The sequence below is a fragment of the Acidovorax sp. Q11 genome, from assembly GCF_054950075.1.
In genome coordinates this window covers 1-22,998 of sequence record NZ_JBUDZG010000004.1, presented here as the reverse complement: position 1 = coordinate 22,998, position 22,998 = coordinate 1, and the positions used below count along the sequence as shown (strand labels likewise).

Genomic DNA, 22,998 nt, shown 5'->3' with positions numbered 1-22,998 from the left:
CTGCCGCCTGCGTGAAATCGGTCAACCTTCTATTTTACCCTGATGCGGGCTGGGTGGGAATCAAACCCCTCCAAGAACCTCTGGCGCGGGCCGTTTGACCCGGAACCAGGCGGCGTACATCGCAGGCAGGGCGAGCAGCGTGAGCACAGTGGCCACAATAAGCCCGCCCATGATGGCCACGGCCATCGGGCCCCAGAACACGCTGCGTGACAACGGGATCATGGCCAGCACCGCAGCCGCAGCCGTCAGCACGATAGGACGCAGGCGGCGCACTGCCGATTCAACAATCGCATCCCACGCAGGCACGCCCCGAGCGCGGTCCTGTTCGATCTGGTCGATCAGGATCACCGAGTTGCGCTGGATCATGCCCATGAGTGCAATCACGCCCAGCAGCGCCACAAAGCCAAAGGGGCGGTTGAGCAGGATCAGCGCACCCGAGACACCAGCGATCCCGAGGAAGCCCGTGATGTAAACGAGGAACGCGCGACTGAAGCTCTGCAACTGCAGCATGAGCAGGGTGAACACGAGGAACAGCATGATAGGAACACCCGCAATGATGGAATTGGTGCCCTTTGAACTTTCCTCCACGGCCCCCGCCACCTCGATGCGGTACCCGCCCATCCCTGCCTCGCGCCACTTTGCTTCGATGGCGCGCAAGCCCGGCAGCAGTTGCGCGGTGACAGTAGCGCCCTGCAAGCCTTCGGTCACATCGCCCTGCACCGTGATGGCGTAGTCGCGATTTTCACGCCACATCACACCGGGCTCCCAGGTAAAGACCGGCTTGGCGATCTGCGTGAGCGGGATCGACTTGCCCGAGGCCGTGGGCAAGTACGCGTTGGCAATGTCGGTGATGGCGTTGCGCTCGTCCAGCGGCTGGCGCAGCAGAATGTCGATGAGCTTGTCACCCTCGCGGTACTGGCCCACCTGCGTGCCCGAGAGGATGGTCTTGGACGCCTGGGCGATGGACTGACTGGTGACGCCCAGCGCGCGCGCCTTGGCCTGGTCCACTTCGAGGCGCAGCACCTTCACGGACTCATTCCAGTTGTCGTTCACGCCACGCATATCGGGGTTCTGGCGCAGTTGGGCCTTCACCTCGTCGGCGCGTTCGCGCAGCACCAGCGGGTCCGGCCCCACCACACGGAACTGCACCGGGTACGGCACCGGCGGCCCGTTGGGCAGCAGCTTGACGCGGCCGCGCACCTCGGGGAACTCCTCAGCCAGCAAGCTGGGCAGCTTCACACGCAACGATTCGCGCAGCTTCAGATCCTGCGGCAGCACGATGAACTGCGAGACGTTGCTTTGCGGGAACACCTGGTCCAGCGGCAGGTAGAAGCGCGGCACACCCGAGCCCACCCAGGTGCTCACGGCCGTCACGCCGGGCTCGGCCAGCAGGCGCTGCTCCACGCGCTTGGTGACTTCTTCGTTGCCCGCAAACGACGTGCCCTCGGGGAACCAGATGTCCACCAGGATCTCCGGCCGGCTCGAATCCGGGAAGAACTGCTGCTGCACCTTGCCCATGCCCACAATGCCCAGCGCAAAGGTGAGGATGGTTGCGCTGATGGTGAGCCAGCGGTGCTGCACGCACCAGTCCACCAAGCGGCGGAATGTGCGGTAGAACGGGCTGTCAAACACCTCGTGCGGGTCGTCCGTCACGCCCTTGTTCGCCTGCGCCGCCAGCACATGCGGCGGCACCTTGAGCAGCAGCGTGCCCAGGTACGGCACAAAGTACACCGACACGATCCAGCTGAGCACCAGCGCGATCACCGTGACAGCAAAAATCGCAAACGTGTATTCACCCGTGGTGGACTTGGCCAAACCGATGGGCAAGAACCCGGCCGCCGTGATCAGCGTGCCCGTGAGCATGGGCATGGCCGTGAGTTCGTAGGCAAAGGTGGCGGCGCGCACCTTGTCATAGCCCTCTTCAAGCTTGAGCACCATCATCTCCACGGCAATGATGGCATCGTCCACCAGCAGGCCCAGGGCGATGATGAGCGAGCCCAGCGAAATCTTGTGCAGGCCAATGCCCCAGTACCACATGGCCAGAAAGGTCACCGCCAGCACCATGGGGATGGTGATGCCCACCACCAGGCCGGGGCGCGGGTCGATGTACCAGCGCTTCCACAGCGGGTTCTTGCCGGGCCGCTTGTGCAAGCCCAGGCTGATGAAGCTCACGGCCAGCACGATGACCACGGCCTCGATCAGCACCCGGACGAACTCGTTCACCGAGGTGGACACGGCCTTGGGCTGGTCCTGCACGTTCACAAGCTTGACGCCCGCGGGCAGCGAGGCGCCGATACGGTCGGTGGCGGTGTGCAGCGCCTTGCCCAGCGCAATGATGTCGCCGCCCTTGGCCATGGAGACACCCAGCGCAATCACCTCGCGCCCCTGGTGGCGCACCTTCACGGCGGCCGGGTCCACATAGCCGCGCTTGACCTCGGCAATGTCCCCCAGGCGCAGTTGCGCGCCCGACGGGCCCCGGATCGGCATGGCCGCCAGGTCTTCCACGGCATTGAACTGACCCTGCACGCGCACCTGCACCTGGTCCTGCGGGGTCTGAATAGCTCCGGCGCTCTCCACGGCGTTCTGCTGGCCCAGCTGGGCCAGCACCTGGTTCATGTCCAGGCCCAGTTGCGACAGGCGCTTTTGCGAGATCTCGATGAACAGCTTTTCGTCCTGCACGCCAAACAGTTCGACCTTGGCGACATCGGGCACGCGCAGCAGCTGCTGGCGTGCGTCGTCGGCAAACTGCTTGAGTTCGGCATAGCTGAAGCCCTCGGACTCCAGCGCGTAGATCACGCCATACACATCACCGAAGTCGTCATTGAAGAACGGCCCCTGGATGCCCTGCGGCAGGGTGTAGCGCATGTCGCCCACCTTCTTGCGCACGGTGTACCAGACGTTGGCCACATCGCCGGGCTTGGACGAGTCCTTGATCTGGAAAATGATCTGAGACTCGCCCGGCTTGGAGTAGCTGCGGATCTTGTCCGCGTACGGCACCTCCTGCAACGTGCGCTCGATCTTGTCGGTGACCTGCTCCGCCACCTGCTGCGCCGTGGCGCCGGGCCAGTAGGTGCGCACCACCATGGCGCGGAAGGTAAAGGGCGGGTCTTCGTCCTGCCCCAGCTGGAAGTAGGCGGCAAAACCCAGCAGCATCAGCACCACCATCAGGTAGCGGGTCAGCGCCGGGTGGTCGAGCGCCCATTTGGAGAGGTTGAACCCCTCTTTGGGTTGTTGTTGTGACATGCGTGGCCCTCAGTTGGCAGCCGAGGCCGGGTTTGCTACCAATTCAGGAGCTGCTTTTGCTTTACCAGCGGGCGGAGAAGCCGTTTTTGGCTGAGAAACCATCACCTTCTGCCCGGGCGAGAGCACATGCACGCCCGTCGCCACCACCTGCATGCCAGGCGTAAGGCCCGCGGCCACCACGGCTTCGTTGCCGTCGGCCGTGGCGATCTGCACGGGCTGCGACTTCACGGTGCTGCTGGCCGCGTCGTACACCCACACAGCCGTGGCCTGCCCCTCCTGGCGCAGCGCGCTGGTGGGCAGCTTGATGGCCGGGATGCCCGCGTGGCTCAGCGCCTTGGGCGTGACGTACACGGTGGCGCCCAGCGCGGGGGCCTCTGCGCTGTCGATGGCCACCTTGACCTGGTAGGTGCGCGTGGCCGCATCGGCGCTCGCCGCCACCTCGCGCACTGCGCCCGCCAGCGTGGCGCCGCCGGACCAGCCACGCACGGCCACGTCCGAGCCCACGGCAATCTGCGCCACCTTGTCCTCGGGCACCACAAACACCACATCGCGCGGGCCGTCCTGGGCAATGCGCACCACGGGCGTGCCCGCAGCCACCACCTGGCCTGGCTCGGCGTCAATGCCCGTGACCACGCCCGACACATCGGCCACCAGCGTAGTGTAGGCCGCCTGGTTGCCCTGCGACGACAGCTGCGCGCGCGCCTGGTCCAGCGTGGCCTGTGCGGCTTTCAGCGTGGCTTCACGGCGCTCCAGCTCGGCACCGCTGATGAAGCTCTGGTCTTTCAGGGTCTGGTAGCGCTTGAGGTCTGCCGCAGCCAGGTCACGCTGCGTGGTGGCCGATGCCAGCTGCGCACGCGCTGCATCGGTTGCCAGCTGGTAGTCCTTCGGGTCCAGCTGCGCCAGCACCTGCCCGGCCTTCACATGCTGGCCCAGCTCAGCCTGGCGCTTGACGATCTTGCCCGCCACCCGAAAGCCCAGGCGCGACTCGACCCGCGCCCGCACCTCGCCCGAATACTCCAGGCTGGATTGCAGCGCACCCACGCCCACCGTGAGCAGCTTGACGGAGCGCACCGGCTCCTCGGGCGGCGCGGGGCGCGAACAGGCGGCCAGCAAAGAGGCGGTGGCCAGCACCAGCAGGAACCGGGAGTGCCGTTGGAGGGGCCGCAAAGCGGAGGGTGTGCGCATGGGAAATCCGGTGATTAAAAAGGGCCACAAGGAAGAAGCGACGGAACAGCACGCACAGCACAGGCCTTACGACCTGCGCTGCAACGGGTTAGGGGCCAGCCTCCTTGTCCCTGAATGGAATGCTTTTTGATTACTGACTGACCGGTTAGTAATCTATGAGAAGCGCCCCCACCTTGTCAAGCGACAATCCGGGGTGTGAACGACCGCTACAGCCCCCCACAGCCCTCCAACCCCTCTTCCCCGGCAGCCGCACCCATTGCCGCTTCGGCCAGTGCGTCCACCGCGCCTGCGCCCGCCACGGTCCTGGCCGCACCCGTGACGCACTACGAGAACTTCCCCGTCGCCTCGCTGCTGTGCCCGCCCCACCTGCGCCAGCCCATCGCCGCCATCTATGCCTTTGCCCGCACGGCCGACGACATTGCCGATGAAGGCGACGCTACACCCGCCGCCCGCCTGGCCGACCTGGCGGCCTACCTGGCCGACCTGCGCGCGATTGCCCAGGGCCAGCCGCCCTCGCCCCGCTGGGCCAGCGTGTTCCTGCCGCTGCAAGGCGTGCTGCGCAGCCACCAGCTGCCCGTGCCACTGCTCGAAGACCTGCTCAGCGCCTTTGCCCAGGATGTGGAAAAAACCCGCGATGCCGAAGGCTACGCCGACCGCGCCGAGCTGCTGGACTACTGCCGCCGCTCGGCCAACCCCGTGGGGCGCCTGCTGCTGCACCTGTATGGCGTGGGCGACGCGCAGGCGCTGCGGCAAAGCGACGCGATCTGCACCGCGTTGCAGCTCATCAACTTCTGGCAGGACCTGTCGGTGGACATCCCCCGCCACCGCCACTACCTGCCGCGCGCCGACTGCGCCGTTCATGGCGCGTGCCAGGCCGAGCTGCTGGCCCTGCAAAGCACGCGCGAAAACGCGCGCCTCATCGCCGACTGCGCCGACTGGGCCCGCACCACCATGTACAGCGGCGCCCCCCTGGTGCACCGCCTGCCCGGCCGCGCGGGCTGGGAGCTGCGCCTGGTGGTGCAGGGCGGCCTGCGCATCCTCGACAAGGTCGAGGCCCTCAAAGGCGGCAGCCTGCACACCCGCCCGCGCCTGCATGCCTGGGACTGGGTGGTGATGCTGGGCCGCGCGCTGGTGATGTAAGAAGAAAGATTAATGGGCCACAAGGCGCGCTGACATCGGCGCGTGCACTGCCCATGAATCTGAGGCAAAAATGGCCTTCACCGCGCATCCATATTGCCTTATTAGCTATTAATTTATGAGTAACCAGCCGCCTGCGCCGGAGGGACAGCGGGGGGCGGACCCTGGGTGGGGCAGGGATAGCGCGCATGGCGCCGCCTTTACAGCGCGCTAGTCTTGCGCCCACTGCGGCCAGCCGCCCGGGACTTACCCGTTCCGGAACACAACAACAAAGACAACAATGTCCGCAAGCCACTACCCGTGGCTTGCGAGGAGGGCCCACCGTTGACCGCCAGACATCTCTTCAAGACCCTGCAGTGGGGGCTCATTCTTTTTTGCCTGGTGTTTTCCATCGTCGGGGGCGTGGCGGCAGAGCGGGTGCTGGATGTGCTGCACTGCCAACCCCACACCAACCCCACGCTGGGCACCTGCACGTGGCTGACCAATGCCATCGGGCTGCGGCTGATGCCTTTTCTGTCGGCAGGCAGCATCGTGGACTACCCCTTTGTGCTGCTGCGCAACTTCTGGGCGCTGCTGCTGGCGTGGGGGCTGGCGCTGTATGCCGCACGCTGGGCTGACCGCCACCCGGCCGCCGCAGCGGACCTGCTGCAGAACTGGCTGCCGCGCCGCAGCAACGCCACCCCAGCAGACGTGCTGCGCTGGAGTGTGGTCGGCCTGTTCTGGCTGTTGCTGGCGGGCTTCATCGTGTTCATTTTTGCGCTGGGCCTGCCCATCGTGGGCAACCAGACCGCGCGCACCATCCTCGAAAGCCTGGGCTGCTCGCCCGGCACCTTCGACCCCTTCTCATCCCCCTGCATGAGAGTCCCCGGCTTCTGGACGCCCCGCCTCTCCCTATACGTCCTTCCCCTCGCAGGCCCCTTGCTGGCGCCCGTGTGGCTGGTCATGGGGTTCTGGGATGTCCTGCTGGGCTGGCTGGCACTGATCGTGGCCACCTATGCCCTGAAATCGCACCTGTCGCAGCCTACCCGGCCGCCAGTCCGCCCCCACCCATCGGCCAAACCACTGCGCCGCTCCTAAGAACGTGTTTACGATCTTTTCGGGGCCGCGCAAGTACCTTGCCGGGATGGGATGCAAGGCGCGGTGCGCAGCCAATAGCCCGTGCTATTGGCAAGCGCCGCAACGCCGCAGACCGCCCGGCAAGGCACTTGCCCGAAGGGTTGGGGCGAAATCGGGCGACAAGGCCGCCCCGGCTGCTTGCATGGGCACGAGCCCATGCGGCGCATCCGAAGCATCTACTCATCCCGATTGCGCCCCAACGCGGCCCCGAAAAGATCCTAAACACGTTCTAAGAACTTTCACCATGTCCGTCAGCGTTTTCGACCTCTTCAAAATCGGCATCGGCCCCTCCAGCTCCCACACTGTGGGGCCCATGATTGCGGCGCGGCAGTTTGCCTGCCATGTGCAGGCCACCCTGGGCCTGGCCGCCGTGCACCACGTCACCGTGGAGCTGTTCGGGTCGCTATCAGCCACCGGCGTGGGCCACGGCACCGACAAGGCCGTGCTGCTAGGCCTGGCCGGGCACGAGCCCGACCACATCGACCCCGACCAGATCCAGCCTGCCATTGCCGACATCCGCACCCGGCAAACGCTGGCCCTGCTGGGCGAGCATGTGGTGCCGTTTGTTGAAAAAGAACACCTGCTGTTTCGTCGCAAAAGCCTGCCGCTGCACCCCAACGGCATGGCGTTTCACGCGTTCGACGCGCAGGGCAACGAGATTGCGGCGCGTGAGTACTACTCGGTGGGCGGTGGTTTTGTGATCGACGCGGCGGGCGAGCGTGTGCTAAACAGTGCTGCCACTGCAGGGCCTGATGCGGCCGGCCATGCCCAGGGCCTGCCCCACCCCTTCCGCACCGGGGCCGAGCTGCTGGCCCAGTGCCAGAGCACCGGGCTCACCCCCGCCCAGCTCATGGCCGCCAACGAGCAACACTGGCGCAGCAGCGCCGAGGTGCGCCGCCAGCTCATGGCCATCTGGAAAACCATGGCCGGTGCCGTGCAGCGCGGCTGCGCCAGCACCGGCACCCTGCCCGGCCCCATGCATGTGCGCCGCCGCGCGGCCGAGCTGCACCACAAGCTCAGCAGCGCCCCCGAGGCCGCGCTGCGCGACCCGCTCTCGATGCTGGACTGGGTGAACCTCTACGCCATGGCCGTCAACGAGGAGAATGCCGCTGGCGGCCGCGTGGTGACCGCGCCCACGAACGGCGCGGCGGGCGTGATCCCGGCCGTGCTGCATTACTACGTCAACTTCCTGCAAGGCCCTATCCCGGCCAACGACGACGGCATCGCCACCTTTTTGCTCACGGCAGGCGCCATCGGCATCATCTACAAGGAAAACGCCTCGCTCTCGGGCGCCGAGGTGGGCTGCCAGGGTGAGGTGGGTGTGGCCTGCTCCATGGCGGCAGGCGCGCTGGCTGCGGTGATGGGCGGCAGCCCAGAGCAGATCGAGAACGCCGCCGAGATCGGCATGGAACACAACCTGGGCATGACCTGCGACCCGGTGGGCGGGCTGGTGCAGATCCCCTGCATCGAACGCAACGCGATGGGCGCCATCAAGGCCATCAATGCCGCCCGCATGGCGCTGCGTGGCGACGGCCAGCATGTGGTCTCGCTCGACAAGGTCATCAAGACCATGATGCAGACCGGCGCGGACATGAAGATCAAATACAAGGAGACCTCGCGCGGCGGCCTGGCTGTGAATGTTGTGGAATGCTGACGCGCACCGCAGCGCGGGCGTGGCAACCGCGCAGCACGGGTACACAATCCGCGCTCAGCCCGGCTCCCGGCCTCCTTGCCGGGCATGCCTGCCCATCGATCTCCCCCGCGCCGTGAGGCGCCCTGTTGTTCTTTTCCCTCTTTTCTCTTTCATGAAAATCTCTTCGATGCTGCGCCCCTGGGCGCTGATGGCGGCCCTCGTTCTGGCCAACGCCCCTGCGTGGGCAGAAGACACCCTGGCCCACATCGCCAGCGCAGGCGAGCTGCGCCTGGGCCACCGCGAAAAGTCCCTGCCGTTTTCATACAAGGACGCAAGCAGCGGCAAGGTGCAGGGCTACACGGTCGATATCTGCCTGCAGATCTATGAAGAAATCAAAAAGGAACTCAAGCGCCCCGATCTGCGCCTGAAGTACCTGCTGGTTGATGGCAAGAACCGCATCTCCGACGTGAAGGGCAATGTTGTGGACCTGGAATGCGGCGGCACGGCCAACACCGCCGCGCGGCAAAAGGAAATTGCGTTCAGCCACCACATCTTTGTGGCGTCGTCCGCCTTCCTGGTGCGCAAAAGCTCCGGCATCAAGACGCTGGACGACCTGCAGGGCAAAAAAATCGCCGTGCAGGCCAAGACCACCAATGAAAACCTGCTCAAGGCCAACGAACGCACCTTTGTGCGCAAGTTCAATTACGTGCCGGTGGACAGCACGCTGGACGCCGTGAACGCCCTGGCCAAGGGCGAGGCCGATGCAGCATTTGCCGACGATGCCGGCATCTGGATCCCCCTGACCCGCATGGGCAAGGCCATGGACGAATACCAGTTCCTCGAAAAGCGCCTCTCGGTGGAGCCTTACAGCATTGGCCTGCGCAAGGACGACCCCAAGTTCAAGGAACTGGTGGACCGCGTGACGCGCCGCATGATCCAGAACGGCGAGATGGCGACTCTCTACAAGAAATGGTTCAGCTCCGACCAGGGCACGCTGCCCATGAGCGTGTTCATGAAGGAAGCCCTGCGCCGCCCGAGCGACATTGGCGTGGAGCAGATCGCGTTCTAGACTCCCCCTGAGTCGCTACGCGCCTTCCCCCTGTGGGGGACGCACCCGGTGGCCTGGCAAAGCCAGTTCCACGGGTGCGCTGGCTCGGGCCGTGGCGGTTTCATGGGCCGCGCGCTTGAGTCATGGAGCGGTGCCCATCCGCTCACTGGGCATGGTCCTTCCCCCAGGGACACTGGCTTTCGGCAATATCGCTCGCCAGCTGCCGCGCTGGCCCATGGGACAATCTCGCCCCATGACCCCACAGCAATACGTACAGCAAAAAGCCGTGGCCTCGGGCAGCAGCTTCTACTACGCCTTCCTGTTCCTGCCGGCCCCGCGCCGCGCCGCGATCACGGCGTTTTACGCCTTCTGCCGCGAAGTGGATGATGTGGTGGACGAAGTCTCCGACCCCGGCGTGGCGCGCACCAAGCTCGCCTGGTGGCAGGCCGAGGTGGCCAAGGCCTATGCGGGCCAGCCCACCCACCCCGTGATGCAGGCACTGATGCCGCTGGCCGCCGACTATGGCATTGAACAACGACACCTGCAGGCCGTGATCGACGGCTGCCAGATGGACCTGGAGCAGACCCGCTACCTCGACTTTGCCGGCCTCAAGGGCTACTGCCACCTGGTGGCGGGCATCGTGGGCGAAGTGGCGGCGCGCATCTTCGGCCAGACCGACCCGCGCACCACCGAATACGCCCACAAGCTGGGCCTGGCCTTCCAGCTCACCAACATCATCCGCGACGTGGGCGAAGACGCGATGCTGGGCCGCATTTACCTGCCGGTGAACGAGCTGCAGCAGTTTGATGTGAAGGCGCACGAGATCTTGAAGCGCACCTACTCCGACCGCTTCACGGCACTGATGCGCTTTCAGGCCGAGCGCGCGCACCGGCTGTACGACGAGGCCTTCGCCCTGCTGCCCGATGCCGACCGCCGCGCCCAGAAGCCCGGCCTGATGATGGCCAACATCTACCGCACCCTGCTGCGTGAGATCGAGCACGAGAACTTCCAGGTGCTGCACCAGCGCATCCGCCTCACGCCCTTGCGCAAGTTCTGGCTGGCGTGGAAGGTGCAGGCGCTCGGCCGGATGTCGTAGCCGTGGGCCCGCGTCCATGAAGGTCGCCGTCATTGGCGCAGGCTGGGCGGGCATGGCCGCCGCCATTGCCCATGTGCAGGCAGGGCGCCAGGTCACCGTGTTCGAGGCCGCGCGCACCGTGGGCGGCCGGGCGCGCGCCGTGCCGGGAGCGCTGCGTGATGGCACACCCGCCACGCTCGACAATGGCCAGCACATCCTGATCGGCGCCTATGCCGAAAGCCTGCGCCTGATGCGGCTGGTGGGCGTGGACATCGATACCGCCCTGCTGCGCCTGCCACTCACGCTGCAATTCCCTGATGGCCAGGGCCTGCAACTGCCCGACCTGCCCCCACCCCTCGATGCGCTGCTGGGCATTGCCCGCGCCAAGGGCTGGGGCTGGCGCGACAAGCTGGCACTGCTGCGCACAGCCACGGCCTGGCAGCTGCGCGGCTTTCGCTGCGCGCCCGCCACATCGGTGGCCGCGCTGTGCGCGCCGCTCACGCCCCGGCTCATGGCTGAGTTCATCGACCCGCTGTGTGTGTCGGCCCTCAACACCCCTGCCAACCAGGCCAGCGGCCAGGTGTTTCTGCGCGTGCTGCAGGACAGCCTGTTCAGCGGGCGCGGCGGCTCCAACCTGCTGCTGCCGCGCGCGGACCTGGGCACCCTTTTCCCCGAGGCCGCCAGGCGCTGGCTGGGGCAGCGGGGCGTGGAAGTCCTCACCGGCCAGCGCATTCAGCGCCTGCAGCCGTTGCCTGGCGGGCGCTGGCAACCGGTAGTGGCCGCCAACGGCACCGAAGAACCCGGAGCGTTCGACCACGTCACCCTGGCCTGCCCGTCCTGGGAGGCCAGCCGCATGGTCGAAGGCCTGGCAGGCACGGCGGGCCTGGCCAGTGCAGCCCGCTGGAGCGCCACCACCAGCGCCCTGCGGTTTGAGGCCATCACCACCGTCTATGCCCACGCCCCAGGCGCCCACCTGCCCCTGCCCATGCTGGCGCTGCGCAACACCGCTGCCCACCCGGCGCAGTTTGTGTTCGACCGGGGCCAGCTCGACGGCCAGCACGGGCTGCTGGCCTTTGTGGTGAGTGCCAGTGATGGGGACCGCGCCTTGATCGAGCAGCAGGTGCTGCAGCAGGCCGCCGCCCAGCTGGGCCTGACCGGCCTGCAGCCCGTGCAGACTGTGGTGGAAAAACGCGCCACCTTTGCCTGCACCCCTGGCCTGCAGCGGCCCGGCATGCAGGTGCTGCCGGGGCTGACGGCCTGCGGCGACTATGTGGCAGGCCCCTACCCGGCCACGCTGGAAGGGGCCGTGCTCAGCGGCACGGCAGTAGCGTCACAGGCCTGATCCCCGCTTTGACGGCCCGGGGTGCCTCGGGTAAACCCCAGGCCGACTGACAGCATTCCGAAAGCACGCTGCGCACACCATACGCCCGGCAACGCCACTACGGCTTTCACGGAGACACCCATGCTGTTCGATAACGACACCACCCCCGCCTTCCACCCCACCCGCCGCCACCTGCTGGGCGCAGGCAGCGCCCTGGCACTGGGCGGCCTGCTGCCCGCCGCTGCGTCGGCTCAGGCCGCATGGCCCGCCAAGTCTGTGCGTTTTGTGGTGCCCTTTGCACCGGGCGGCAGCTCCGAGATCGTTGCACGCTCCACAGCGGCCGAGTTGAGCAAGACCCTGGGCCAGAGCGTGTTTGTGGACAACAAGCCCGGCGCCGCAGGCAACATCGCCATGCAGGAAGTGGCCCGTGCCGAAGACCAGCACACCCTCATCCTGGGCCACATCGGCACGCTGGCCGTCAACCCCTACATCTTCGACAAGCTGCCCTACGTCGCCAACAAGGACTTCAAGCCCGTGAGCCTGCTGGCCAAGGTGCCCAGCCTGTACGTGGTGCACCCCGACGTGCCCGCCAAGAACCTCAAGGAGTTCATCGCCTACGCCAAGAAGAACCCGGGCAAGCTCAGCTACGGCTCGGCAGGCAATGGCAGCGCGGGCCACCTCGCGTTTGAATACCTCAAGATGACCGCCGAGATCTTCATGCTGCACGTGCCCTACCGGGGCACCGGCCCCATGATGACCGACCTGCTCTCGGGCCGCCTTGATGCCGCATCGGTGGGCGCTGCGGCCCTGCTCCCGTTCATCAAGTCCGGCAAGGTGCGCTGCATCGCCACCGGCTCCACCCAGCGCCTGCCGCAGCTGCCCGACGTGCCCACCGTGGCCGAACAGGGCTTCCCCGGCTTCGAGATGACGCAGTGGTACGGCATGCTGGCCCCCGCGGGCCTGCCCAAGGACCACCTGGACAAGCTGGCCGCCGAAACCATGAAGGCCGTGAAGGCACCCGAAGCCCTCAAGCGCCTGAACGGCGACGCCGCCGAAGCCATCGGCGGCACGCCCGCGCAGTTTGCGCAGTTCATTGCGGCGGAGCAGGCGCGCTGGCAGAAAGTAATCAAGCGCGCGCAGATCAAGCCGGACTAGAGAAGCCCCCCTGAGCCGCTTCGCGTCTTCCCCCGAGGGGGACGCCACCCGTGGCCGGGCAAAGCCCGCTCCACGGTGGCACTGGCTTTGGGGGCGCGCCAGTTTCAACAGCCTGCTGGCGAACCGGGCCACGGTACAACGGCATTAGCATTCCCCCCATGCGCATCCTCCTGGCCGAAGACGACCACAACCTGGGCACCTGGCTCAGCCGCGCGCTGGAGCATGCGGGCATTCAGGTGGAATGGGTGAACGACGGGCGCTTGGCCGACCGTGCGCTGCAGCAGCACGACAACTACGATGCGCTGGTGCTGGACCTGGGCCTGCCCGGGCTGGACGGCCAGGCCGTGCTGCAGCGCCTGCGCGACCGCGACCAGCGGCTGCCCGCGCTGATCCTCACGGCCCGCGATTCGCTCGATGAACGCGTGCGCTCGCTCAACGCAGGGGCTGACGACTTTCTGGCCAAGCCTTTCGAGCTGGCCGAGCTGGAGGCCCGCCTGCATGCCCTGGTGCGCCGCGCACGCGGCAACGAGCACCCGCGGCTGGCCTGTGGCGCGCTGGTGTACGACAACCCGCGCAAGCAGTTCACGCTGCATGGAGAGCCCCTGGCCCTGTCGCCGCGCGAGCATGCCGTGCTGCGCGTGCTGGTGCAGCGCAGCGGCGAGCCGTTTTCCAAGCAGCAGATCCTGGACCGCGTGTTCTCTGACGACGAGGACGTGCACCCCGAAGCCGTGGAGGTGTTTGTGCACCGCCTGCGCAAGCGGCTCGATGGCAGCGGTGTGCGCATCACCACCCTGCGCGGCCTGGGCTATGCGCTCGAAACAGGCTGAACCATGAGACTGATCGCGCGCCTGCGCCGCGCCAGCCTGTGGCGGCTGCTGGCCCTGCTGCTGCTGCCGCTGCTGGCCGTGGTGACGGGCGTGGAGCTGTGGATGACGCGACACGACGCGCTGGAGGCGGCCAACGCGGCCTACGACCGCTCGCTGCTCGGGGCGCTCAAATCCATTGACGCCAATATCTCCACGGCGTCGGGCGGCCTGTCGGCCGAGCTGCCGTACAGCATGCTCGAATTTTTTGAACTCACGGCCAGCGGCAATGTGTACTTCCGCGTGGCGTCGTCCGACGGGCTGGTGGAGCTGGGCAACGCCGACCTGCCCCTGCCGCCCGGCCCACTCACGCCCGGCGTGCCACTTTTTTATGACGCCACCTACTTCGGCGAATCCGTGCGGCTGGCCGCCTACCGCCGGGCGGTAGACGGCGCCGCGCCCGGAGCCGATGCCAGCAGCGTGCTGGTGCAGGTGGCAGAAAGCACCCGCTCGCGGCAGGAGTTCACGCGCCGCTTTGTGCGCCGGGCAGCGCTGCGCGACACGCTGGTGCTGGCGCTCATGGTGCTGGGCACAGCCGCCACGCTGGCCGTGGCGCTGCGGCCGCTGGCGCGCCTGGCGCGCGAGGTGCAGGCGCGCAGCCCCGACGACATGACCCCCATGGCCGACACCGACCTGCCCGCCGACATCCGCCCCCTGGTGGCCGCCGCCAACCAGCAGATGGCGCGCACGCAAGACCTGGTGGCCCAGCAGCGGCAGTTTCTGGACGATGCCTCGCACCAGCTGCGCACCCACCTCACCACGCTGCAGATGCAGATCGACTACGCCCGGCGCGAGGCCGACGCCACCCAGGTGCAGCACACCCTGGAAGCCATCGGCGGCGAAGTCGCACGCGCCACGCGCAGCACCCAGCAGCTGCTGGCCCTGGGCCGCAGCGATACGGCTGCGGTGGAGCTGGCCCCATTCGACCTGGCCGCGCTGCTGCGCGCCGTGGCGCTGGAGCTGCTGCCCCGCGCCCGCGCTCGGCAGATCGACTTTGGCATCCACACCCCCACGCCCGAGTTCATGGCCGTGGGCGACAGCGGCTTGCTGCGCGAGGCGCTTGCCAACCTGGCGGCCAACGCGATTGCCTACACACCTGAACACGGCACGGTCACCGTGTCAGCCGCAGGCGATGACCTCGGCTGGAGCCTTAGCGTGGAAGACAACGGCCCCGGCCTGCCCGCCAGCGAACGCGATGCACTTGGCCAGCGCTACCGGCGTGGCTCGCAGGCGGCGGCAGGCGGCTCAGGCCTGGGGCTGGCAATCGCGCGCTCCATCGCCGAGCGGCATCGGGGCGGCCTGCGGCTCGAAGAACGCGCGGGTGGGCCCGGCCTGCTGGCCATCCTGTGGTGGCCCCGGGGCTGAAAACCCCCATCCCGCAGCACCCCAGATTCCGCCAGAATTCGCCCCGCATGCCGTCCGCACCACACCCTCTCCCCACCCTGCCCCGCCGCCGCGCCCTGCAGTGGCTGGCAGCACTGGCGGGCACCGCAGGCGCTGCGCACACGCCAGCTGCGTGGGCGGCCGACGCATCGCTGGAGCCCGCCGAATGCATCGCCCCCTCCCGCCCCGGCGGCGGGTTCGACCTGACCTGCGGCCTGGCCACGCAGGCCGTGCAAGCCGTGCGCCCCGCACGCCCACCGCTGCACACACGCTATCTACCCGGGGGCATCGGTGCCATGGCGTTTGACCAGATCGCTACCGGGCGGCTGGGCGGGCCGGGCACGCTGGTGGCGTTCTCCAGCGGCTCGCTGCTCAACATCGCACAGGGCCGCTTTGGCCCGCACCCGGTGAGCGCCGTGCGCTGGATCGCCACCCTGGGCACCGACTACGGCGTGGTGGCCGTGCACCGCGATTCGCCCCACCAGCGCCTGCAAGACGTGGTGACCGCGCTGCGCAAGGACCCGGCCCGCGTGGTGTTTGGCGCCGGTGGCACCCTGGGCAGCCAAGACTGGATGAAGGCCGCGCTGCTGACCCGTGCCGCCGGGCAGGACCCCAAGCGCATGCGGTTTGTCTCGTTTGAAGGCGGCGGCGAGGCACTCAAGGCCCTGCGCGGCGGCCATATCGGCGTCTTTACCGGCGATGCGGCCGAGGCCCGACAGGCCCTGGAAAAAGGCGCGCCCCTGCGCTTTCTGGCCGTGCTGGCGCAGGCCCGCCTGCCTGGCGCACTGGCCGACCTGCCCACAGCACGCGAACAGGGCGTGGACCTGGTCTGGCCCACGGTGCGCGGCCTGTACATGGCCGCCAGCGCCCCCGATGCCGCCGTGCGTGCCTGGGTCACGGCTTTTGCCGATGCGCTGGCCGCCCCCGGTTACGCAGCGCTGTGCAGCCAGTACGGCCTGTACCCGTTTGCGCGCACCGGCGCGGCGCTGGAGGAGTTCGTGCAACGCAGTCTGGCCGACTACCGGCAACTGGCGCAGGAGCTAGGCCTGCGGTCCTGGCCGCGCTGAGGCTGCAACCGGCTCAGGCCCACAGGCCGCCCTCAAGCAGGGCAGATGGACAGCAATGGCCAGCGCTCGGCAAATCGCTTGGACGCGACGCGCTCGCGGTAGGTTTGAGCATCGGCGCGCACCGGGTTGTGGCGCACGACCAGGTTAAACAAGTCGTCCAGCCCATGGGGTGCCACCACGCCGATGGAGTCGTCAGCGCGCAAAAACACCCCCACACAAGTGGCAATCTCTGGCCACGTGCCTACCCCGTCTTCCAGCGACGCTAACGGCGGCACCTGCAGCCCCAGGTGACGGGCAAACCATTGGTGCACGGTGGCCTGGTTGGTCACCTCCCACGCGATGGAAGGCATGGCGTGGCGCAACCAGGTCTCCAGCGCGGTGTCGTGCTCAACACCTTCCACCGTGGAGTCGAAGTAAACAACATCCACGTCGTCCAGCGGCGTGGGTTCTGCAAACCCGTGCAAGTCATCCCACACCAGCGATCGCACGGCTCCGGCACCGATGCACCACGAACCCAGCCCCAGTGCCCGCACGGCACGAAGCGCCTCCATCAACACCGGCGATGCGAGCACCAGACCGGCCAACCGGTGGTGGTACTCCGACCAGGAAGGGCTGTGAGGCTGACTCACAAGGCAAGCCCTGCAATCCGGTGGCCTGGCACAGAACCAGGGATCGGGGCGACTTCGCCCTTTTCACCGGCAGGCCCGCTCACTTCTCCAGCCACCACTGGATCACCACCTTGGCCAGGAACCCCAGAAACCCCACGCCCAGGCCCAGGAAGAGCACAAAAGTGCCAAAGCGCCCGGCCTTGGACTCCCATGCCAGCTGGCCGATGATGAACAGCATGTAGGCAATGAACGCCCCCACGCCATAGGTGAGGAAGAAGCCCGAGATCTGCGCCTCGGTGAAGCCAAAAATCACGATGCCCCTCCAGGCGTGCGCGCTGGCGCAGCGGGTGCAGCCAGGTCGCGCTCGGGCAGGCTGGAGGCGTCCACCAGGTCGCGGTAGGCGTGCCAGCTGGCGTGGCCCAGCATGGGCATCACGGCGATCAGGCCCAGCAACAGCGAGCCCAGGCCCAGCAAGGTAAAGCCCAGGATGATCGCCGCCCAGAACGCCATGGGCAGCGGGTTGACCACCACGGCCTGCCAGCTGGTCAGCACCGCCTGCAGCAGCGTGGCGCGGCGGTCCAGCAGCAGCGGCATGGCCACCACGCTCGACGCAAAAATCGGCGCGGCCATCAGGCTGCCCAGGGCCAGCCAGATCTCGAACAGCCAGCCGTCGCGGGCCATGACCACGTGGCGCAGAAAGTCGAGCGGCGTCTCGATGGGCACCGGCGCCAGCAACGTGATGAGCGCCGCCGATGTCATGACCCAGCCCGAGGCCGCCAGCGCCAGCAGCGCGCCAAACTGCACCATGCACCAGTAGTCGTTGCCCCATTTGTTCACGTGGCTGTTCTGCCAGTTGAACCATGTCTTGAGCACCACGCCCAGGTTGGCGCTTTCGCGGCGCTCCAGCGCGCGGCTCAACGCATACAGGCTGGTGGCCAGCACCGGCGCCACCACCAGAAAGCCCGACAGCGCCCCCGCCAGCAGCCAGAACCGGTGGTGCCCCACCGCAAAGATCGCGGCACCGAACAACGTAAGCGCCAGGCCATGTGCAAAGCTGATCCAGCCCGCCCGGGCCATGTCGCGCCAGGCCAGCACCAGCCAGGCCATGGGTTGCATGAGGCCGATGGTGCGGATGGCGGGCAATGGCGGGGGATTACGGGGCATGGTGAGGGGGTCGCTGAGCGACGGGTGAGTGTGACCTTATCGGGCAACGGCTTCAACCACCGCACGCCCAAACCTTGACCTGAGGCAAGAAACCGAGCCAGCGCAGCCGGTCAGGCGAGCAGCCTGCACAGCGCAGTGAGGCTGTCCACCGTGGCATGGGGCGGTGTGTCGTCGTGCGGCCAGGGGTGGTTGGCGCTGTTGATCCACACAGCCTGCATGCCCGCGTTCAGCGCGCCCTGCGCATCCAGCGTGGCGTCGTCGCCCACGTGCAGAACCTCGTGGGGCAGCACATCGACGGCCGTGGCGGCGGCGTGGAAGATGCGCGCATCGGGCTTGGCCACGCCAAACTCCGACGCGCTGATGCTGTGGCGAAAGTAGTGGCCGATGCCGATGCGGTGCACGTCGGCATTGCCGTTGGACACCGCCACCACCGGGTAGCGTGCCGACAAGAAGGCCAGCGTGTCGTGTGCGTCGTCAAACAGCTCCACCCGCATGCGCTCGGCAAAGAACAGGTCAAACGCCGGTTCGGCCAGCGCGGGCTCGTCGCCCGCCTGGGTCAGCGCCAGGCGGATGGACTCGCGCCGCAGCGCGCTCAGGTCGTGCAGCAGGTCGGGCCGCAGCGCCACCATCTGGTTGCGGATGGCACGCAGCGATTCGGTGCTGGAGAACAGGGCCGCCGTGGCGGGCGCATGGTGCGTGAGCCAGTCCAGCAGCACGTTTTCAGCCCGGGTGATGGTGGGCCAGATGGGCCAGAGCGTGTCATCCAGGTCGATGGAGATGGCGCGGATGCGGGCGATGTCCAGCTGCGGGGCGGATGCCAGCGCAGGCGCGGTGGGTTGAGGCTGGGGGGCGGTCATGGTGCGGCAAGAATACCCGACGGTAACCAGTGGATGTGCCGCAGATCCCGCGTGCCCGCCAAGGCCCGGCCCATTTGCCACAATCGGGCCATGCCCTCCACCTTTGCCCCCGAACCCCCATACACCCACGGCCAGGCCGAGCGCACCGCCGTGCTGCTGTGCAACCTGGGCACGCCCGACGAACCCACGGCCCCGGCCGTGCGCCGCTATCTGGCGCAGTTTTTGGGCGACCACCGCGTGGTGGAGATCCCCAGGCTGCTGTGGATGCCCATCCTGCACGGCATCATCCTGCGCACGCGCCCCGCCAAATCTGCCGCCAAATACGCGAGCATCTGGACGCCCGAGGGCTCGCCCCTGGCGCACTGGACAGCCAAGCAGGCCACGCTGCTGCGCGGCTGGCTGGGCGAGGCAGGCCACGCGGTGCTGGTGCGCCACGCCATGCGCTACGGCAACCCGTCCATCGCCAGCCAGCTCGATGCGCTGAAGGCCGAGGGCGCCACGCGCATCCTCATCCTGCCGCTGTACCCGCAATACTCGGCCACCACCACGGCCAGTGTGTTTGACGCCGTCTACACCTGGGCCGCACGCACGCGCAACGTGCCTGAGCTGCGCTTCGTCAACCACTACCACGATGCCCCCGGCTACATCGACGCCCTGGCCCGCACCATCGAAACCCACTGGAAGCACCACGGCCAGCCCGACCAGCTGGTGATGAGCTTTCATGGCGTGCCCGAGCGCACCCTGCACCTGGGCGACCCCTACCACTGCGAGGCGCGCAAGACCGGCCGCCTGCTGGCCGAGCGCCTGGGCCTGCGCGAGGAGCGCTACCGCATCACCTTCCAGTCGCGCTTTGGCAAGGCCAAGTGGCTGGAGCCCTATACCCAGCCCACCATCGAGGCACTGGGCAAGGCGGGCACGCGGCGGGTGGACGTGGTGTGCCCCGGCTTCACCAGCGACTGCCTGGAGACACTGGAAGAAATCAACATGGAAGTGCGCGAGGCCTTTTTGCACGCGGGCGGGCAGGAGTTTCACTACATCCCCTGCCTGAACGACAACAACCACTGGATCACCGCCCTGAGCCGCGTGGCCCAGCAGCACCTGGCGGGCTGGCCCACCGAGGCCCCCACCGCCGCCGCACTGGCCGATGCGCGCAGCCACGCGCAAGCCGGGGGCGCCCCCGCCGGGGCCTGCCCCGTGGCTCATTGATTGATTACTATTATTTTGATAGCTTAAAAGGCATACCCACCGCGCGCAGACGGCCTTTTTTATTCATATTTTGAAGGCTGCAGCGCCACGCCACCGCGCCCAACCACAGCGCCATGTGCACCGCCCGGCGCTGCGGCCTGCCCCCAACCACATTCCGCACCGATGCCCGCCTTTGCCCTCGCCCCCCACCAGCTGCGGCTGACGATTGACCCCGCAACGCTGGGCTTTGCCAGCACGGCCGAACTGCAAGACCTGCCCCTGCCCTGGATCGGCCAGGAGCGCGCGCAGGCCGCCGCGCAGTTTGGCCTGGGCCTGCACCAGCCTGACTACCACCTGTTCGTGCTGGGCGAAGTGGGCAGCGGGCGCGCATCGCTGCTGCGCCAGGCCATGCAGACTGCTGCGGCAGAACGCGCCGTGCCGCCCGACCTGTGCTACCTGCACAACTTCGACACGCCCGACCGCCCCCGCGCCCTGCGCCTGCCAGCGGGCCAGGGCCGCCAGCTGCGCCAGGGCCTGGCCGACATGGCCAAGAACCTGCAGGCCGACATCCCCAAACGCCTGGCCGCCGCCGACTTCAAGGCCGAGGCCGAGCGCATCGAGAAAACTTGGCAGGCGCAAGAAGGCGAGGCCTTTGCCGTGCTCGACGCGTTTGCCGAGGCCCGCCAGTTCCGCCTGACCCGCGAGGGCGGGCAAATGGTATTCACCCTCACCGGCCCCAAGGGCCAGGCGCTGACCGAAGCCGAGGCCCGCGCCCTGCCGCGCGAGCGCCGCGCAGAGATCGACGCCGCCGAACAAGAACTGCGGACCGAGATCTCCCGCTTTCTGGAAGCCGTCCGCCCGCTGGAGCGCACCCGCGACGACGCCCTGGCCGCCCTGCGCCGCCAGACCATCAAGCCCTTGGTGGAACACGCCCTGCACGACATCCGCCAGGGCCTGCGCAAGCAGATCAAGGACACCGTCAAGCTCACGCACTGGCTTGACCAGGTGGAGCATGCGGTGCTGGCCGACATCGACCTGTTCGAGCCCCTCGATGCCGAACGAGGTAGCGACCAGGGCACTGACGCCGAAGACGACCGCAAGGACGCGCTCGACGACCTGCTGGCCCGCTGCCAGGTGAACCTGGTGGTGGACAACCACGGCCGCACCGCCGCCCCTGTGGTGGTGGAAGACAACCCCACCCAGCGCACGCTGTTTGGCAGCATCGAGCATGGATCGGACGCCGACACCGTGCAGGCCGACCACACCGGCATCCACGCAGGCAGCCTGCTCAAGGCGCACGGCGGCTTCATCCTGCTGCACCTGCACGACCTGGCCGCCGAAGAAGGCCTGTGGCAGCGCCTGCGCCGCTTCTTGCGCTGCGGCCGCCTGCAGATCGAGGAAGGCGGCGGCGGCCCAGGCCATGGCCCCGGCGGCGCCGTGGCGCTGCAGCCCGAGCCGGTGGATGTAGATGTGAAGATCGTGCTGATCGGATCGGTGGACGAGTACTACGCCCTGCAGGACGCCGACCCCGACGCCGCGCGCCGCTTCCGCGTGAAGGTCGATTTTTCAGACCACTTTGCCGCCACCCCCGCCACCCACCACGCCACCGCCATCCTGGTGGCGCAAGTCTGCAAAAAGCGCGGCCTGCCCCACTTCGGCCCCGACGCCGTGGCCCTGCTGCTGGAGCAAACCCACCGCGAGGCCGACGACCAGCGCCGCCAGAGCGCACGCTTTGCCCACACCGAAGCGCTGGCCATTGAAAGCGCCGCCCTGTGCAAGGCGCGCGGCGGTACCCTGGTGCAAGCCGCCGATGTGCAGGCCGCCCTGGCCGCCCGCACCCAGCGCCACAACCAGCCCGAAGAAGAGCTGCACGACTCCATCACCGAGGGCGAGCGCCTGATCACGCTGGCAGGCTCCATCACCGGCCAGATCAACGCCATGACGCAGATCGACCTGGGCGACTACCGCTTCGGCTTTCCGGTGCGCATCACCGCGCGCACCTTTGCCGGGCAAGAGGGCCTGCTCAACATCGAGCGTGAGGTCGATATGTCCGGCCCCATCCACGACAAGGGCGTGCTCATCCTGCACAGCTACCTCACCGCGTTGTTCAGCCACGTGGCGCCGCTGGCGCTGAATGCGTCCATCGTGTTCGAGCAGGAATACAGCGGCGTGGAAGGCGATTCGGCCTCGTGTGCCGAGCTGTACGCGCTGCTGTCCAGCCTGTCAGGCCTGCCCCTGCGCCAGGGCATTGCCGTGACCGGCGCGCTCAACCAGCACGGCGAGGTGCTGCCCGTGGGCGGCATCAACGAAAAGATCGAAGGCTGGTTCCGCGCCTGCGCAACGGCAGGGCTGGACGGCACCCACGGCGTGCTCATCCCCGCCCGCAACCAGCGCCACTTGATGCTGGACCGCAGCGTGCTGGACGCGGTGGAGCGCGGGCTGTTCCATGTCTACACCATGGGGCACGTGAGCGAGGGGATTGCGCTGCTGACGGGCGAGGCATCGGGCATGAGCCCGGCGGAGCTGCTGCAGGCGCAAGCGGATGAGCTGGCCGGGGGGGCGACCACGGTGGAAGACACGGTGATGCAGCGGGCGGAGTTGACGCTGCGGGCGTATCGGAGGGCTTGTCAGGTGGCGGGGGGTGCGCGGAGGGGGCGTGGGGCGCGGGGTCGGTAGATATAGCTCAGTGGCCGACGAAATTGAATGCTCGGGGTTCTGGCTGCTTGGCAGTGGTTGCCATCATCCGACGATTGCCATCGAACACGTACTATTGTTTAGGGTTGTGAGATACCTGCCCGGAACACCCCCGAGCGACGATCGCCCCCGACCTAAGGGCAGGTGTCGCACAAGCCTCGGGGGAGGAAACCGCGAAGAACGCCAACGTTGGTGTTCAGGGCGCAAACGCTATGGGGATTTGGGCAGCAGCTTGACGACCAAAGCCCGCAATCGAGCAGCGCC

Annotated in this window: 18 protein-coding genes; 12 read left to right on the top strand and 6 right to left on the bottom strand. The window is 67.6% G+C overall.

What is annotated here, in order from left to right; all coding sequences use genetic code 11:
* Positions 1–60 precede the first annotated feature (60 nt).
* Positions 61–3,243, bottom strand: a complete 3,183-nt coding sequence (locus tag ACYZGB_RS04895; protein WP_462387103.1) for an efflux RND transporter permease subunit — start codon at positions 3,241–3,243, stop codon at positions 61–63.
* A gap of 9 nt (positions 3,244–3,252) precedes the next feature.
* Positions 3,253–4,428, bottom strand: coding sequence for an efflux RND transporter periplasmic adaptor subunit (locus ACYZGB_RS04890; RefSeq protein ID WP_462387102.1), 1,176 nt, complete (start codon positions 4,426–4,428; stop codon positions 3,253–3,255).
* A gap of 255 nt (positions 4,429–4,683) precedes the next feature.
* On the opposite strand from ACYZGB_RS04890, the gene hpnC reads away from it, so the two are divergent.
* The 10 genes from hpnC (at position 4,684) to ACYZGB_RS04840 (ending at position 16,226) form a co-directional block, all read left to right on the top strand.
* Complete coding sequence (gene hpnC, locus ACYZGB_RS04885; RefSeq protein ID WP_462387323.1) at positions 4,684–5,568, top strand: squalene synthase HpnC; 885 nt, start codon at positions 4,684–4,686, stop codon at positions 5,566–5,568.
* A gap of 321 nt (positions 5,569–5,889) precedes the next feature.
* Positions 5,890–6,642, top strand: a complete 753-nt coding sequence (locus tag ACYZGB_RS04880; RefSeq protein ID WP_462387100.1) for a hypothetical protein — start codon at positions 5,890–5,892, stop codon at positions 6,640–6,642.
* A gap of 283 nt (positions 6,643–6,925) precedes the next feature.
* Positions 6,926–8,335, top strand: a complete 1,410-nt coding sequence (locus ACYZGB_RS04875) for an L-serine ammonia-lyase (RefSeq protein WP_462387098.1) — start codon at positions 6,926–6,928, stop codon at positions 8,333–8,335.
* Positions 8,336–8,486: 151 nt separating this feature from the next.
* Positions 8,487–9,383 carry an amino acid ABC transporter substrate-binding protein gene (locus ACYZGB_RS04870; RefSeq protein ID WP_462387096.1) on the top strand — a complete coding sequence of 299 codons (897 nt, stop codon included), beginning with the start codon at positions 8,487–8,489 and terminating at the stop codon, positions 9,381–9,383.
* Between the two features lie 232 nt (positions 9,384–9,615).
* Positions 9,616–10,458, top strand: a complete 843-nt coding sequence (gene hpnD, locus ACYZGB_RS04865; protein ID WP_462387094.1) for a presqualene diphosphate synthase HpnD — start codon at positions 9,616–9,618, stop codon at positions 10,456–10,458.
* A 16-nt stretch (positions 10,459–10,474) separates the two neighbouring features.
* Positions 10,475–11,779 (top strand): hydroxysqualene dehydroxylase HpnE, encoded by a 1,305-nt coding sequence (gene hpnE / locus ACYZGB_RS04860; RefSeq protein ID WP_462387093.1) that lies wholly within the window; start codon positions 10,475–10,477, stop codon positions 11,777–11,779.
* A 120-nt stretch (positions 11,780–11,899) separates the two neighbouring features.
* Positions 11,900–12,913: a Bug family tripartite tricarboxylate transporter substrate binding protein gene (locus ACYZGB_RS04855; protein ID WP_462387091.1), complete on the top strand. Its 1,014-nt coding sequence runs from the start codon at positions 11,900–11,902 to the stop codon at positions 12,911–12,913.
* A gap of 158 nt (positions 12,914–13,071) precedes the next feature.
* Positions 13,072–13,740 (top strand): response regulator, encoded by a 669-nt coding sequence (locus tag ACYZGB_RS04850; RefSeq protein WP_121506955.1) that lies wholly within the window; start codon positions 13,072–13,074, stop codon positions 13,738–13,740.
* Positions 13,741–13,743: 3 nt separating this feature from the next.
* On the top strand, positions 13,744–15,141 hold the full coding sequence (locus ACYZGB_RS04845) for a sensor histidine kinase N-terminal domain-containing protein (protein WP_462387089.1): 1,398 nt from the start codon (positions 13,744–13,746) through the stop codon (positions 15,139–15,141).
* A 47-nt stretch (positions 15,142–15,188) separates the two neighbouring features.
* Positions 15,189–16,226, top strand: coding sequence for a tripartite tricarboxylate transporter substrate binding protein (locus tag ACYZGB_RS04840; RefSeq protein WP_462387088.1), 1,038 nt, complete (start codon positions 15,189–15,191; stop codon positions 16,224–16,226).
* 32 nt (positions 16,227–16,258) lie between these two features.
* On the opposite strand, the gene ACYZGB_RS04835 is transcribed toward ACYZGB_RS04840, so the two are convergent.
* The 4 genes from ACYZGB_RS04835 to ACYZGB_RS04820 all read right to left on the bottom strand — a co-directional run bounded on the left by ACYZGB_RS04835 (position 16,259) and on the right by ACYZGB_RS04820 (position 18,855).
* Entirely contained in the window at positions 16,259–16,801 is a 543-nt protein-coding gene (locus ACYZGB_RS04835) for a nucleotidyltransferase family protein (RefSeq protein WP_462387322.1), read from the bottom strand.
* A gap of 133 nt (positions 16,802–16,934) precedes the next feature.
* On the bottom strand, positions 16,935–17,147 hold the full coding sequence (locus ACYZGB_RS04830; protein ID WP_015014900.1) for a DUF2788 domain-containing protein: 213 nt from the start codon (positions 17,145–17,147) through the stop codon (positions 16,935–16,937).
* The gene (locus tag ACYZGB_RS04825; RefSeq protein ID WP_462387087.1) at positions 17,144–17,998 is read right to left on the bottom strand and encodes a DUF2189 domain-containing protein; all 855 of its coding nucleotides are present in this window, start codon (positions 17,996–17,998) and stop codon (positions 17,144–17,146) included. Before ACYZGB_RS04825 ends, ACYZGB_RS04830 begins: the two co-directional genes overlap by 4 nt.
* Positions 17,999–18,108: 110 nt before the next feature.
* Complete coding sequence (locus tag ACYZGB_RS04820) at positions 18,109–18,855, bottom strand: HAD-IA family hydrolase (RefSeq protein WP_462387086.1); 747 nt, start codon at positions 18,853–18,855, stop codon at positions 18,109–18,111.
* A 90-nt stretch (positions 18,856–18,945) separates the two neighbouring features.
* Between ACYZGB_RS04820 and hemH the strand changes: the two genes are divergently transcribed.
* Complete coding sequence (gene hemH, locus ACYZGB_RS04815) at positions 18,946–20,061, top strand: ferrochelatase (RefSeq protein ID WP_462387085.1); 1,116 nt, start codon at positions 18,946–18,948, stop codon at positions 20,059–20,061.
* A gap of 162 nt (positions 20,062–20,223) precedes the next feature.
* On the top strand, positions 20,224–22,716 hold the full coding sequence (locus ACYZGB_RS04810; protein WP_462387084.1) for a Lon protease family protein: 2,493 nt from the start codon (positions 20,224–20,226) through the stop codon (positions 22,714–22,716).
* Positions 22,717–22,998 lie beyond the last annotated feature (282 nt).

What these genes read in the sequence shown, in the direction of transcription:
- ACYZGB_RS04895 (WP_462387103.1), bottom strand. Translation starts at nt 3,243, where the DNA reads ATGTCACAACAACAACCCAAAGAGGGGTTCAACCTCTCCAAATGGGCG.
- ACYZGB_RS04890 (WP_462387102.1), bottom strand. Translation starts at nt 4,428, where the DNA reads ATGCGCACACCCTCCGCTTTGCGGCCCCTCCAACGGCACTCCCGGTTC.
- ACYZGB_RS04875 (WP_462387098.1), top strand. Translation starts at nt 6,926, where the DNA reads ATGTCCGTCAGCGTTTTCGACCTCTTCAAAATCGGCATCGGCCCCTCC.
- ACYZGB_RS04870 (WP_462387096.1), top strand. Translation starts at nt 8,487, where the DNA reads ATGAAAATCTCTTCGATGCTGCGCCCCTGGGCGCTGATGGCGGCCCTC.
- hpnD (WP_462387094.1), top strand. Translation starts at nt 9,616, where the DNA reads ATGACCCCACAGCAATACGTACAGCAAAAAGCCGTGGCCTCGGGCAGC.
- hpnE (WP_462387093.1), top strand. Translation starts at nt 10,475, where the DNA reads ATGAAGGTCGCCGTCATTGGCGCAGGCTGGGCGGGCATGGCCGCCGCC.
- ACYZGB_RS04855 (WP_462387091.1), top strand. Translation starts at nt 11,900, where the DNA reads ATGCTGTTCGATAACGACACCACCCCCGCCTTCCACCCCACCCGCCGC.
- ACYZGB_RS04850 (WP_121506955.1), top strand. Translation starts at nt 13,072, where the DNA reads ATGCGCATCCTCCTGGCCGAAGACGACCACAACCTGGGCACCTGGCTC.
- ACYZGB_RS04845 (WP_462387089.1), top strand. Translation starts at nt 13,744, where the DNA reads ATGAGACTGATCGCGCGCCTGCGCCGCGCCAGCCTGTGGCGGCTGCTG.
- ACYZGB_RS04840 (WP_462387088.1), top strand. Translation starts at nt 15,189, where the DNA reads ATGCCGTCCGCACCACACCCTCTCCCCACCCTGCCCCGCCGCCGCGCC.
- ACYZGB_RS04825 (WP_462387087.1), bottom strand. Translation starts at nt 17,998, where the DNA reads ATGCCCCGTAATCCCCCGCCATTGCCCGCCATCCGCACCATCGGCCTC.
- ACYZGB_RS04820 (WP_462387086.1), bottom strand. Translation starts at nt 18,855, where the DNA reads ATGACCGCCCCCCAGCCTCAACCCACCGCGCCTGCGCTGGCATCCGCC.
- hemH (WP_462387085.1), top strand. Translation starts at nt 18,946, where the DNA reads ATGCCCTCCACCTTTGCCCCCGAACCCCCATACACCCACGGCCAGGCC.
- ACYZGB_RS04810 (WP_462387084.1), top strand. Translation starts at nt 20,224, where the DNA reads ATGCCCGCCTTTGCCCTCGCCCCCCACCAGCTGCGGCTGACGATTGAC.